Origin of the sequence: Pseudomonas sp. P105 (assembly GCF_032614175.1) — a bacterium.
GTDB lineage: Bacteria > Pseudomonadota > Gammaproteobacteria > Pseudomonadales > Pseudomonadaceae > Aquipseudomonas > Aquipseudomonas rhizophila.
In genome coordinates, this window is the sequence record NZ_CP126693.1 from 275,556 (window position 1) to 288,519 (window position 12,964).

Sequence of the window (12,964 nt, forward strand, 5' to 3'; positions counted from 1 at the left end):
ATGGTAAATGGCGAGAGCCGTCCATCCATGTGGACACGAGCCGGCTCGCGTCCACGCGGGACAGCGCCTTGCGGTTAACGAACGCTGCTTTCGAAACGGCTCGCGCCTGGCAATTCCAGTACCAGTTCATCCCCGACGTTCAACGGTCCTACGCCCGCCGGAGTGCCAGTGAGGATCACGTCGCCGGCCTGCAATGAGAAGCAGCCAGCCATGTATTGGATCATCGGCACGATGGGGTTGAGCATCAGGCTGCTGTTGCCGTCCTGGCGCACTTCACCGTTGATGGTCAGGCGAACCGGGATGTCGGTCAGGTCGGCAAAGGTGCCGCTGGACACGAAAGGTGCCAGCACCGCCGCACCGTCGAAGGATTTGGCGACTTCCCAGGGCAAGCCCTTGGCCTTGAGCTCGGCTTGCTTGTCCCGCAGGGTCAGATCCAGGGCCGGGGCGAAGCCGGAGATGGCATCCAGCACTTCCTCGGCACTGGGCCGGGTCGACAGTGGCTTGCCGATCAGCACGGCAATTTCAGCTTCGTAGTGCACCGCACCACGGTCGGCGGGGATGCTGAAACCGCCTTCCAGCGGCACCGCGCAGCTGCCGGGCTTGATGAACAGCAGGGGTTCGGTAGGTACCGGGTTATCCAGTTCCTTGGCGTGTTCGGCGTAGTTGCGGCCAATGCACACGATTTTTCCCACCGGGAAATGAATACGGGTACCGTCGACATACTGGTGCTGATAGCTCATTACCGACTCCTGCTTCTGGGATTCATCAGGTATTTTTTGCATTAAACCGCGAAAATCTTGCCCGGGTTCATGATGCCGTTCGGGTCGAACACTGCCTTGACGGCCTTCATGTATTCAATTTCTACCGGCGAGCGACTGTAGGTCAGGTAATCGCGTTTGGTCATGCCTACGCCGTGTTCGGCGGAGATCGAGCCGTTGTATTTCTCGACGGTTTCAAAGACCCATTTGTTCACGGTCGCGCACTTGGCGAAGAATTCGTCCTTGCTCAGGTTCTCTGGCTTGAGGATGTTCAAGTGCAAGTTGCCGTCGCCGATGTGGCCAAACCAGACGATCTCGAAATCCGGGTAATGTTGGCCGACGATAGTGTCGATGTCGCGCAAGAAGCCCGGGACTTTCGAAACGGTGACCGAGATGTCGTTCTTGTACGGTGTCCAGTGGGAGATGGTTTCCGAGATGTACTCGCGCAACTTCCACAGGTTTTGCAGTTGGGTTTCGCTTTGGCTCATCACCCCATCGAGCACCCAGCCCTGTTCGACACAGTGTTCGAACGTTTCTAGGGCGTGGTTGGCGACTTCTTCGGTGGTGGCTTCGAACTCCAGCAGGGCGTAGAAGGGGCACTCGGTTTCGAATGGCGCCGGTACGTCGCCCCGATCCAGGACCTTGGCCAGGGCCTTGTCGGAGAAGAATTCGAACGCCGTCAGGTCCAGCTTGCCCTGGAAGGCATGCAGTACGGGCATGATCGAATCAAAATCGGCGGTGCCCAGGACCATGGCGGTGAGGTTCTTCGGAGCCCGGTCCAGGCGCATGGTGGCTTCGACCACGAACCCGAGGGTGCCTTCGGCGCCGATGAACAACTGCCGCAGATCGTAGCCAGTGGCGTTCTTGATCAGGTCCTTGTTCAGTTCCAGCAGGTCACCTTTACCGGTGACGACTTTCATGCCGGCTACCCAGTTGCGGGTCATGCCGTAACGAATGACCTTGATTCCGCCGGCATTGGTGCCGATGTTGCCGCCAATCTGACTGGAACCGGCCGAGGCGAAGTCCACCGGGTAGTACAGACCGTGCTCTTCAGCCTTGTTCTGCAGTTGTTCAGTGACCACACCTGGCTGGCAGACGGCTGTGCGATCGGTGAGGTTCACGTCGAGAATCTGGTTCATGTAGTCGAATGACACGACCACTTCGCCGTTGGCCGCCACGGCCGCAGCGGAAAGCCCGGTTCGCCCGCCCGATGGCACCAGCGCGACCTTGTGCTCATTGGCCCAGCGCACAATGGCCTGAACCTGTTCGGTGGTCTTGGGGAAGACGATGGCGCTCGGCGCCGGGGCGAAGTGCTTGGTCCAATCCTTGCCATAAGCGTTCAGGGAGTCGGCATCGGTCAAGACTTTGCCAGGCTCAACCAGGGTCTTCAGCTCATCTATCACGGCAGGATTGGTCATCGACAGAACTCTCGAACAATTCATGGTCATCCTGAGAACGCTTCACGTCGCAGGAATGAGTGTTTAGCGGGGTGCGTATGCTAGCATACCGACCCCGCAGCGTAGTGCCCATTGGCTGTTCTGCGGCGACGGCTGTCATGCCGGTCGGACCAGCATGCGCTGTCCGATTCCCTGCCATTTTTCTCCGGGACACAGGTTTACGCAGATGAGCAAGACTTCTCTCGATAAGAGCAAGATCAAGTTCCTTCTTCTCGAAGGCGTCCACCAATCGGCTGTCGACGTCCTCAAGTCGGCGGGCTACACCAGCATCGAGTACATCACCAGTTCTCTGCCGGAAGCCCAGCTCAAGGAAAAGATCGCCGATGCTCACTTCATCGGTATTCGCTCCCGTACCCAATTGACCGAAGAGATCTTCGACCACGCCAAGAAACTGGTGGCGGTCGGCTGCTTCTGCATCGGCACCAATCAGGTGGACCTCAATGCGGCGCGCGAGCGCGGTATCGCGGTGTTCAACGCGCCATACTCCAACACCCGTTCCGTTGCTGAACTGGTGCTGGCCGAAGCGATCCTGCTGCTGCGCGGCATTCCCGAGAAGAACGCTTCCTGCCACCGTGGCGGCTGGATCAAGAGCGCGGCCAACTCCTTCGAAATCCGTGGCAAGAAGCTGGGTATCGTCGGTTACGGCTCGATCGGCACGCAGTTGTCGGTGCTGGCTGAAGGCCTTGGCATGCAGGTGTTTTTCTACGACACCGTGACCAAGTTGCCGCTGGGCAATGCCACCCAGGTCAACGACCTGCACGAGCTGTTGGGCATGTCCGACATCGTGACGCTGCACGTTCCGGAAACCGCCGCCACCCAGTGGATGATCGGCGAGAAGGAAATCCGTGCCATCAAGAAAGGCGGGATCCTGATCAACGCCGCTCGTGGCACCGTGGTCAAGCTCGACGCCCTGGCCGAAGCGATCAAGGACAAACACCTGATCGGCGCCGCCATCGACGTATTCCCGGTGGAGCCGCGCTCCAACGACGATATCTTCGAAAGCCCGCTGCGCGGCCTGGACAACGTGATCCTGACCCCGCACATCGGCGGTTCTACTGCCGAAGCCCAGGCCAACATCGGCCTGGAAGTGGCGGAAAAGCTGGTCAAGTACAGCGACAACGGTACTTCGGTATCGTCCGTGAACTTCCCGGAAGTGGCCCTGCCGGCTCACCCTGGCAAGCACCGCCTGTTGCACATCCACGAGAACATCCCGGGTGTGATGAGCGAGATCAACAAGGTCTTCGCCGAAAACGGCATCAACATTTCCGGTCAGTTCCTGCAGACCAACGAGAAAGTCGGCTACGTCGTGATCGACGTCGATGCCGAATACTCCGATCTGGCGCAAGAGAAACTGCAGCACATCAACGGCACTATTCGTAGCCGGGTGTTGTTCTAAGCAGATCAGGCTTGCAATAAAAAACGGGAGCCTCGCAGGGGGCTCCCGTTTTTTTCTGTCGAACACATAACCTGTGGGAGGGTTTTGTGTTGTGTCGACCTGTGCCGGTTTATTTCACGTTTACCGTGATCTTCTTGGACACGATCGTCGGATCGAACGGCATATGGCCGCTGTCGCCCAGGATCAGCTGCAAGGTGTGCTTGCCCGGTGCCAGTTTGATCGTAGCCTCGGTTTGCGCCTTGCCGAAATGCATGTGGTTGGCATCGGTGGGAATCGGCGCGCCCGCGGCAGGCAGTTTGTCGATATCAATCAGCAAATGATGGTGCCCGGTATTTTTGGTTTCATCACCCGCCGGGGCCAGCGCGATGTTCTTGACGCCGAACTTGACCTTGAACTCCTGGCCAACGGTGGCACCGTCTTCCGGGGAAACGATGAATACCTCTGCACCCTGGGGAGCAGGGGTTGCGGCGGATGCCAGCATCGAAGCCCCCAGCAACAGGCCGGCCAAGGCGGCACGTGACATAAAGCTTTTCATTTTTTTCTCCAGTTTTTCCATGAAATCCGCGTGGTCATGACAACTTCATGACCATTCGTTGTCGAAGCCTGCAACAACCATAGCAAAGCGAACCTGAAACGAGCGTCGCTTGTAACAATACAAAGGAGTGACCATGCGTTTTCTGCCTGGGCTGATCTGCCTGCTACCCCTCTTGAGCCCTCTGGCCCATGCCGAACTGATCGACGACATCAACGACCGTGGCGAATTGCGCATCGCTCTGGAAGCCAACACCAGCCCTTTCAACTTCAAGGAAGACGGCAAGCTCACCGGCTTCGAAGTGGAACTGGGTCATATGCTGGCCGGCGAGCTCGATGTTCGCGCCGACTTTGTGGTCACCGATGCCAGCGATCTGCTGGCCGGTGTGGAAAGCGGCAAATACGATGTCGCCATCAACCACATAGCAATGACCCCGGAACTGGCCGAACGTTTCGACACAAGCACCGCTTATAGCCAACCGGATGCGCAACTGTTGGCGCGCAAGGACGACTCGCAACGCCCGATGGTCATGGCACAGTCGTTCCAGCCGGAAGAAAAGAGCGGCCCGCCGCCGAGCCTGGTGATTCCATTCCAGAAGGGCAATCCGGCGTTCAAGGCCAGCCTGGACAACGCTTTGGCGCGTATCAAGGACGACGGGCGGCTTGAGCAGTTGTCACAGAAGTGGTTGGTCAAGCAGGAGTAACAATGGGGCGGTGGGCGACGGCGGTGTGTCAGTCGCATCAATGTTGCTGATCCGCCGTCATCGCGAGCAGGCTCGCTCCCACATTTGGATCATTGATGGTTCGCCCATTTATGTTCGCAGTTGACCCGTGTGGGAGCGAGCTTGCTCGCGATGGCGCCCTCAAATCCTAAGCAGGTCTACGCCAGACACTCGCCAACCAAGGCTGCTGCTCTCGCGGCAGCCCAGCCGGTCGGTAGTAATGCTCAAGCTCTACAAAGCCCGCTTCTGTGAGCAAGGTGCGCCAGGCCGCAAGGTCGTGGTAGGCGCCAAAGCGCTGGCCGTTCCAGCCTTCCTGGTTTTCGCCCCGGGGGTTGGAACTGAACAGCACGCCGCCGGGCTTGAGGGTGGCGTGCAATTGCTTGAGCACCCGAGGCAATTCCTGGACAGGGATATGAAACAGCACGGCGTTGGCGAAGATGCCATCGAAGCGTTCGCCTGGCAGGTCGAGGTTCAAGAAATCCTGTTGCCAGACTTCGCAGCCGCTGTCCTGGCGCGCCATTCGGGCAAACTCCTCCGAACCGTCGAGGCCGACCGCGACATGGCCCCTATCGGTGAATGTCCGCAAGTCCCGCCCGGGGCCGCAGCCGAAATCCAGGACGTGGAAGGGCGCCTGACCCTGGATATGCCGCAGCAACGCGTCGATATTCTGGCTGACGTCATGATCGCGAGTGCCTTCGCGAAAGCTTTCCGCCACGGCGTTGTAATGGCCCAGGGTTGTGGCGGTGATGGCGTGCAGGTCTTCGGGGGTGTGTTTCATGGTCGTTGGCTTGGGTTAGGGAGCTTGGTCAGACTATACCGCAAGCGGCTTGGCCGCTTCGCTGCCAATCATGACCAGGCTCGCTCCCCACCATCAGTCAAGGATTCTTGCAGCCCGGTTCGGCGGCCATGAGCGCCTCTTTCGGTAAAGTGCTCAGGTAGGGGTTGGCGCAACCGATCTTCAACGTTCGCGGCGGCGCCCAGTGGGAGTTGTTGCCCGCGCGGTCGAGGATGCAGTAGGTCACTTCCAGGCGCAGGTCTTCTCCCGCCTCCAGAATGATCTGCGGCGGTACCCAGATGTTGATCGGCTGGCCAACCTCGCAGGGCTTGATGCGGGGCAGGTCCATGCGCACGTCGCCCCAGCGCAAGGTAATCGCATCGTCAGCAGCCATGTTCAGATAGGGCTCTATGGTCAGTGGTACACCGCGTTTGACCTGACTCGGGTTCACGCCTTTGCGGCGAATGGCATCAGGAATCCGCACTGGCGCCAGGCCTTGGTTTTCATCACCGCTCAGGGCCGACGGTTGGCCACCCGGACAATCGAGCTTGACCTGCACCCGTTGCGTTGCTGACAGCGCCGGGCCGCGCCCCACTTGCATCACGCGGTAATGGATGCGCGAGGTCCCGTTTACAACGAAGCTCTCGGGTACTCGCAACGTAACGCTAGTTTGCACGTCGGCCTGTGACAACAGACGGGAGCCGACGTAGCAGTTGTCCCAGAACAGCTCGATCAGATCGCCCGCGTCCATGCCGGGGTAAGGGGCAATTGCCACTTGCAGGTGCGCAGCGCTGGTGATGTTGATGCGGGTACGCAGAGCGTTGACCAGGGTAGGCGCAGCCAGTTCAGGAATATTCGACGTACATGTCATGGTGTTCTCCTTGATGCTTTAAAACGAAGTCCGTTTCGGGAAGATCAAAAGCGCTTAATCATCGCGATATATTTTTATTGCGCAGCATGGACCCTGTCTGCGGTTCATCGCGCAGAACTAAAATAGTTCGCATCGCCTGTGGGGTCACTAGATAAGGGTTCAGCAGTTTCAGTGTCAATAGAGGAACTTGCTTAATAATTAAATGTATAAGGCTTCAGAAATGTCCTACGCATTCAAGTTAAGAAAACGTTGCGTTGTGCGCCATTTTCCTCAGGTTCATTGGTTTGGAAGGGAGGGGCGGCAGGAAACCGGATAAATAGCGTAGCCCAAAGAGAAGTGTTGCCGGAGATATGTATATACCGCACGTCAGCGGGGTGGCTGTGTTAAGTCAACTGGAAGTTTCAGTTTGTGACGCTGGGCTGTTAATTGTTCCACTTCCATCCCTGGAAGTGGGGACAATATCAATAACTTACTGGTTGCCGTGTCCGGCCGAGAGGAACTTGCTGAGGAACTGTCGAGTGCGTTCCTCCCGGGGGGCTGCAAACAAGGTCTTGGCTTCGCCTTGCTCGACGATCACACCTTTGTCGAAAAACACCACGCGGTTCGCTACGTCCCGGGCGAAGCCCATTTCGTGAGTCACAATGACCATGGTGCGCTTTTCTTCGGCCAGGCCACGAATCGTCGCCAGCACCTCGCCCACCAGCTCCGGGTCCAGGGCCGACGTTGGTTCGTCGAACAGAATCACCTCGGGTTCCATCGCCAGCGCCCTGGCAATTGCCACGCGCTGTTGCTGGCCACCGGAAAGACGCCGCGGGTAGGCGTCCTCCTTGCCCGCCAGCCCGACCTTGGCCAGCAGTTTACGGCCTAAAACCTCAGCGTCGGCACGGGGGATCTTCTTCACCACCAGTGGGCCTTCGATGACGTTCTCCAGCGCGGTGCGATGGGGGAACAGATTGAAGTTCTGGAACACAAAACCCACTTGCTGGCGCAAACGACGCACCAGGTTCTGTTGCTGGTTCAGCGGGCGACTGCCATCGATTTCGATGTCGCCGACCTTGATCCGGCCACTGCTGGGTTCTTCGAGGAAGTTCAGGCAGCGCAGGAAGGTGGTCTTGCCCGAACCGCTGGGGCCGATGATCGCCACCACTTCGCCTTCTTCGATCTTCAGGTCGATGCCATTGAGCACCACTTGACCCTTGAACTGCTTTGTCAGTTTTTCCACGACAATCATGGGTCAGGACTCCTGGTCATGCCGATTGACCCGGGCTTCCAGGACGTTCTGCAGGTGCGCCAGCACGCTGGCCAGAATCCAGTAGATCAGCGCGGCGGCAAGGTACATGGTGAAGATTTCGAAAGTACGGGCAGTGATCAACTGCGCCTGACGGAACAGCTCCGGCACCTGGATGGTCGCCGCCAGTGCGGTGTCCTTGACCAGGGAAATGAAGCTGTTGCCCAGAGGAGGCAAGGCCGTTCGCGCCGCTTGCGGCAGGATGGCCCGGCGCAGGGTCTGGGCGCGGGTCATGCCGATACTGGCCGCGGCTTCCCACTGGCCGCGCTCGATGGAGCTGATGGCGGCTCGCAGGATTTCACACGCATAGGCCGCCATGTTCAGCGAGAAGCCGATCAGCGCCGCCGGCAATGGATCCAGCTCGATGCCCAGTTGGGGCAGCCCGTAATAGATCACGAACAACTGCACCAGCAGCGGCGTGCCGCGAAAAAACGATACGTAGATGCGGGCGATCCAGCTCACCAGTTTGAAGCGCGACAGGCGCATCAATGCCAGGCCGAAGCCCAGCAGCAAGCCGAAGAACATGCCGCCCAAACTGAGGATGACCGTGTAATACGCGCCCTTGAGCAAAAAGGGCGCGGAGTCCAGCGCGAGTTGAAAAGCCTCTTCCATTATTGGGTGACGTCAGCGTTGAAGTACTTCTGCGAAATTTTCGCCAGGGTGCCGTCGGCCCGCAGTTTGTCGATGGCCTTGTTGATTGCGTCCAGCAGCTCAGGCTCGCCTTTGCGCAGGGCGATACCGGCTTCCTGGCGGGAGAACGGCTCGCCGGCTACAGCGGTGTCCTTGGCCTTGGCGGTCAGCTCCAGAGCAGCCAGCCGGTCTACCAGAATGGCGTCGATGCGGCCTACACGCAGGTCCTGGTATTTGGTTGGGTCATCGTCGTAGGTGCGGATAATAGCCTTTGGCTGGTTTTCCTTGAGCCATTGCTCATAGTTGGTGCCCAAGCCAACGCCGACTTTCTTGCCGGCCAGGTCATCGGCGGTCTTGATGGCGTCTTTGTTCTTGGTCAGAACCAGCGCCTGGATGCCGGAAACAGTGTAGGGCTGGGAGAAGTCATACTTCTTCTTGCGCTCCTCGGAGATGGTGACCTGGTTGATCACCGCGTCCAGGCGCTTGGATTCCAGCGCTGCGAGAATGCCGTCCCATTTGGTCGGTTGCAGTTTGACCTTCACGCCCAGCTCCTTGGCCAGGGCTTCGGAAAACTCCACTTCGAAACCGGCCAGCTTGCCGTCGGCGTCCACGAAACTGAACGGTGGGTAAGTGCCTTCCAGGCCGACGTTGATCACGCCCGCGTCCTTGATCTTTTGCAGCTGCTCACCGGCAACGGCCTGGCCCAGCAGGCCGGCGCTCAATGCCAGGCCCAGCGAACCCACCAACAGGTTGCGACGTAATGCGGAAAAATTCATGACAAGCCCCTGTGTTTTCTTATGAAGAGGTTATTTTGGCTGAGATAAGGCGTAGCCGCGATCCGAAAAGATTGCCACATCCTGCCTTAAAGCAGCCTGGGCGTCTCGCGGCAAATGCGCCTGTGGCGAGACTATAGGGTGGTGTTTATAGATTGGAAAATAATATTAAATCATTCAAATATTCGAGTATGGAATGAAAAAAGTCCCCTGTGGGAGCGAGCCTGCTCGCGATAACCAGTCAATATTGTTTTGGCTGACACGGCGCTATCGCGAGCAGGCTCGCTCCCACATCGAGAACTTCACTACGCCTGGAACGCCGCGTTATACGCAAACAACGCCGGTGCGCCGCCGGTATGCAGGAAGATGATCGGGCCCTCGTCGAAGCGGTCGCGACCCACCCCATCGAGCAGGCCGGCCATCGCCTTGCCGGTGTAGACCGGGTCCAGCAACAGGCCCTCCAGGCCAGCCAGCAATTTGACTGCCGCCAACGTACCGGCATTGGGTTCGCCGTAGCGGGGGCCGAAGTATTCGTCCCACAGGTTCACCTTGAAGGCCTCTGGAAGCGATACATCGAGCAACTGGGCGGTGCGTTCGGCCAAGCCCTGGACCTTGGGGCGCTGGTCTTCTTCGCTGCGAGACACCGTTATGCCAATCACGGGAAGTTGCCCCAGCGTTTCACTGAGCGCCAGCGTCAGGCCGCTGTGCGTCCCGGCGCTGCCCGAAGCCAGCACCACGGCAGCGAAATTCAGGCCGGTGTCCTTGATTTGCTCGGCCAGCTCAAGCCCGGCGCGTACATACCCCAGCGCACCCAGAGCGTTTGAACCGCCAATCGGTACCAGATAGGGCTTCTTCCCATTGCTGCGCAGGCGTGCGGCGAGGGCTTGCAACTGCTCGTCGGCGTTATCCAGGTTTTCTACCAATTCGACCTTGGCGTCGAACAGCTCCAGCAGCAGCCGGTTGCCGTTGCTCAGGTAGTTGCTGTCTTCGGTGCCGATGGGGTTTTCCAGCAGGGCCACACAGCCCAGGCCCAGCTTTGCCGCCAGCGCGGCAGTCTGGCGCACATGATTGGACTGGATCGCCCCGGCGGTGATGAGGGTGTCGGCACCTTGAGCCAGGGCGTCGGCGGCCAGGTATTCGAGCTTGCGCAGCTTGTTGCCGCCCAGCGCCAGAGGCGTCAGGTCATCGCGCTTGATATAGATATCGCGACCGAGCCAGGAGGAAAGACGGTCGAGTTTTTCCAGGGGAGTTGGATGACCGAGCAGGTCGAGACGGTTAAAGCGCGCCAGCTGTTGTTTGATCATGGGGTCGTACTGGTTGCAGGAAATCCATGGACTATAGGCACGCCGATATTGATGGGCAACCGCCAATCGTTTGCCGGGGCGTAAATGGGGACGCATGAGAGATGAGCAGCGAAAACCTGTGGCAGCGAGCCTGCTCGCGATCGCGGTGTGTCAGCGAATGGATGTACCCACTGAACCACCGCGATCGCGAGCAGGCTCGCTCCCACAGGGGCTGTGTTATGTCTGTTGAACACTGAACGAATGCTCTCCAGGCAACGTCATACCCTCCCGTAGGCTAGCGTAGGAAACATGCCATCCAGCCGTGCGATTAGTCCTTAGCTACCTATTCATGTTTAACTTGAACGTTCATTCAAGTTAAACCGTCGGTTTGCTGCCCGCTCACAACAGGAGGCTTGCCTTTGCCGAGTCCGTTTTCGATTTTCACGATTCCGCTTTCCGGGGTACATCGCTCATGAGTGCCTCGTCCCTTCCACCCAGCGGCCTGGTCCGCATGAATCCGCCGGTTTTTTACTTTGCCGCGACCTTCATTCTGCTGTTCGGCCTGGTGGTCATCGCCGTGCCGGAGCAGGCGGGTGCCTGGCTGCTGGCGGCGCAGAACTGGGCGGCCAATACGGTCGGCTGGTATTACATGTTGGCGATGACCCTGTATCTGGTCTTCGTGGTGGTCACCGCCTTGTCCGGCTACGGCAAGATCAAGCTCGGTGCCGACCACGACGAGCCCGAATTCAGTTACCTGTCCTGGGCTGGCATGCTGTTCGCTGCCGGTATCAGTATCACGCTGTTTTTTTTCTGTGTCTCCGAACCGCTGACCCATCTGGTTCAGCCACCGCAAGGCGAGGCCGGTACCGCAGATGCCGCGCGCCAGGCCATGCAGATCCTGTTTCTGCACTGGGGTCTGCACGGCTGGGGCGTGTTTGCTTTCGTCGGCATGGCCCTGGCGTACTTTGCCTACCGGCACAATTTGCCGCTGGCCCTGCGTTCAGCGCTGTACCCGCTGATCGGTAAACGTATTAACGGTCCCATCGGCTACGCGGTGGACGGCTTCGGCATCATCGCGACCGTGTTCGGCCTCGGCGCGGACATGGGGTTTGGGGTGCTGCATCTCAATTCCGGGCTCGATTACCTGTTCGGCATCGCCCATACCCAGTGGATTCAGGTCGGCCTGATCGTGCTGATGATGGGCGCGGCAATCATTGTGGCGGTGGCCGGTGTCGATAAAGGCGTGCGGGTCATGTCCGACATCAACATGCTGCTGGCCTGCGCATTACTGCTGTTCGTGCTGTTTGCCGGACCTACCCAGCATTTGCTCAATACGTTGATCCAGAACATCGGCGATTATCTCGGCGCCCTGCCGATGAAGAGTTTTGACGTGTATGCCTACGACGAGCCCAGCGACTGGCTGGGCGGCTGGACGGTGTTCTACTGGGCCTGGTGGATTGCGTGGTCGCCGTTCGTGGGGTTGTTCATTGCGCGCATTTCCCGTGGGCGCACTATCCGTGAGTTCGTGTTTGGCGTGCTGCTGATTCCCCTTGGCTTCACCCTGGCGTGGATGTCGATCTTCGGTAACAGCGCCATTGACCAAGTGCTGAACCACGGCATGAGTGCCCTGGGTATGTCCGCCCTGGAAAACCCGTCGATGAGCCTTTATTTGCTGCTGGAAACCTATCCATGGAGCAAGACCGTCATCGCGGTCACCGTGTTTATCAGTTTTGTGTTCTTCGTCACGTCAGCCGACTCCGGCACCGTGGTGCTTTCCACGTTGTCGGCCAAGGGCGGCAACCCCGATGAAGACGGGCCCAAATGGCTGCGGGTGTTCTGGGGGGCGATGACTGCCCTGGTGACCAGCGCATTGCTGTTCTCCGGCAGTATCGATGCCTTGAAGTCGGCAGTGGTGCTGACGTCCTTGCCGTTCTCGCTGATTCTGCTACTGATGATGTGGGGCCTGCACAAGGCGTTTTACCTCGAGTCCCAGAAGCAGATTGCGCAGTTGCATTCGCTGGCGCCGGTGTCGGCTTCTCGACGGGGTACGGGCGGCTGGCGACAGCGCTTGAGTCAGGCGGTGCATTTCCCGTCCCGCGATGAGGTGTACCGTTTTCTCGACACCACGGTGCGCCCGGCCATCGAAGAGGTGAAGGCGGTGTTCGCCGAGAAAGGTCTGACAGTGGTGACCCAGCCAGACCCGGCCAACGACAGCGTCAGCCTGGAGATCGGCCACGGCGAGCAGCATCCGTTCATCTACCAGGTGCAGATGCGCGGCTACTTCACGCCGTCCTTCGCCCGCGGCGGCATGGGCTCCAAGGAACTCAACAACCGCCGTTACTACCGCGCCGAAGTGCACCTGAGCGAAGGCAGCCAGGACTACGATCTGGTGGGTTATACCAAGGAGCAGGTCATCAACGACATCCTCGACCAATACGAGCGGCACATGCAGTTCCTGCACCTGGTGCGCTGATCAGGCG

Annotated in this window: 12 protein-coding genes; 3 read left to right on the top strand and 9 right to left on the bottom strand. The window is 59.0% G+C overall.

Annotated elements, in window-relative coordinates; all coding sequences use genetic code 11:
• Positions 1-74: 74 nt before the first annotated feature.
• On the bottom strand, positions 75-740 hold the full coding sequence (locus QOM08_RS01155; protein ID WP_047226821.1) for a fumarylacetoacetate hydrolase family protein: 666 nt from the start codon (positions 738-740) through the stop codon (positions 75-77).
• 41 nt (positions 741-781) lie between these two features.
• Positions 782-2,176, bottom strand: coding sequence for an FAD-binding oxidoreductase (locus tag QOM08_RS01160; RefSeq protein WP_107323098.1), 1,395 nt, complete (start codon positions 2,174-2,176; stop codon positions 782-784).
• 205 nt (positions 2,177-2,381) lie between these two features.
• Between QOM08_RS01160 and serA the strand changes: the two genes are divergently transcribed.
• Positions 2,382-3,611, top strand: a complete 1,230-nt coding sequence (serA, locus tag QOM08_RS01165) for a phosphoglycerate dehydrogenase (RefSeq protein WP_047226823.1) — start codon at positions 2,382-2,384, stop codon at positions 3,609-3,611.
• Between the two features lie 109 nt (positions 3,612-3,720).
• Here the strand turns inward: serA and QOM08_RS01170 are convergent, their stop codons facing one another.
• Positions 3,721-4,146: a DUF4399 domain-containing protein gene (locus QOM08_RS01170; protein WP_316912451.1), complete on the bottom strand. Its 426-nt coding sequence runs from the start codon at positions 4,144-4,146 to the stop codon at positions 3,721-3,723.
• 133 nt (positions 4,147-4,279) lie between these two features.
• Here QOM08_RS01170 and QOM08_RS01175 point away from each other — a divergent pair, with 133 nt between their 5' ends.
• The gene (locus QOM08_RS01175; RefSeq protein ID WP_139048801.1) at positions 4,280-4,846 is read left to right on the top strand and encodes a transporter substrate-binding domain-containing protein; all 567 of its coding nucleotides are present in this window, start codon (positions 4,280-4,282) and stop codon (positions 4,844-4,846) included.
• Positions 4,847-5,012: 166 nt separating this feature from the next.
• Here the strand turns inward: QOM08_RS01175 and QOM08_RS01180 are convergent, their stop codons facing one another.
• From QOM08_RS01180 to QOM08_RS01205, 6 genes are all read right to left on the bottom strand, one after another.
• A complete protein-coding gene (locus tag QOM08_RS01180; protein ID WP_139048802.1) occupies positions 5,013-5,642 on the bottom strand; it encodes a class I SAM-dependent methyltransferase in 630 nt (209 codons plus the stop codon).
• Positions 5,643-5,739: 97 nt separating this feature from the next.
• Complete coding sequence (locus QOM08_RS01185) at positions 5,740-6,510, bottom strand: hypothetical protein (protein ID WP_139048803.1); 771 nt, start codon at positions 6,508-6,510, stop codon at positions 5,740-5,742.
• Between the two features lie 469 nt (positions 6,511-6,979).
• Positions 6,980-7,741 (bottom strand): L-cystine ABC transporter ATP-binding protein TcyN, encoded by a 762-nt coding sequence (tcyN, locus tag QOM08_RS01190; RefSeq protein WP_139048804.1) that lies wholly within the window; start codon positions 7,739-7,741, stop codon positions 6,980-6,982.
• A gap of 3 nt (positions 7,742-7,744) precedes the next feature.
• Complete coding sequence (gene tcyL / locus QOM08_RS01195; protein WP_047226833.1) at positions 7,745-8,410, bottom strand: cystine ABC transporter permease; 666 nt, start codon at positions 8,408-8,410, stop codon at positions 7,745-7,747.
• On the bottom strand, positions 8,410-9,204 hold the full coding sequence (gene tcyJ, locus QOM08_RS01200; protein ID WP_047226834.1) for a cystine ABC transporter substrate-binding protein: 795 nt from the start codon (positions 9,202-9,204) through the stop codon (positions 8,410-8,412). The genes tcyL and tcyJ overlap by 1 nt, the downstream gene beginning before the upstream one ends.
• Positions 9,205-9,506: 302 nt before the next feature.
• A complete protein-coding gene (locus tag QOM08_RS01205; protein WP_107323094.1) occupies positions 9,507-10,505 on the bottom strand; it encodes a D-cysteine desulfhydrase in 999 nt (332 codons plus the stop codon).
• A 490-nt stretch (positions 10,506-10,995) separates the two neighbouring features.
• On the opposite strand from QOM08_RS01205, the gene betT reads away from it, so the two are divergent.
• The gene (betT, locus tag QOM08_RS01210; RefSeq protein WP_171061300.1) at positions 10,996-12,957 is read left to right on the top strand and encodes a choline transporter BetT; all 1,962 of its coding nucleotides are present in this window, start codon (positions 10,996-10,998) and stop codon (positions 12,955-12,957) included.
• Positions 12,958-12,964 lie beyond the last annotated feature (7 nt).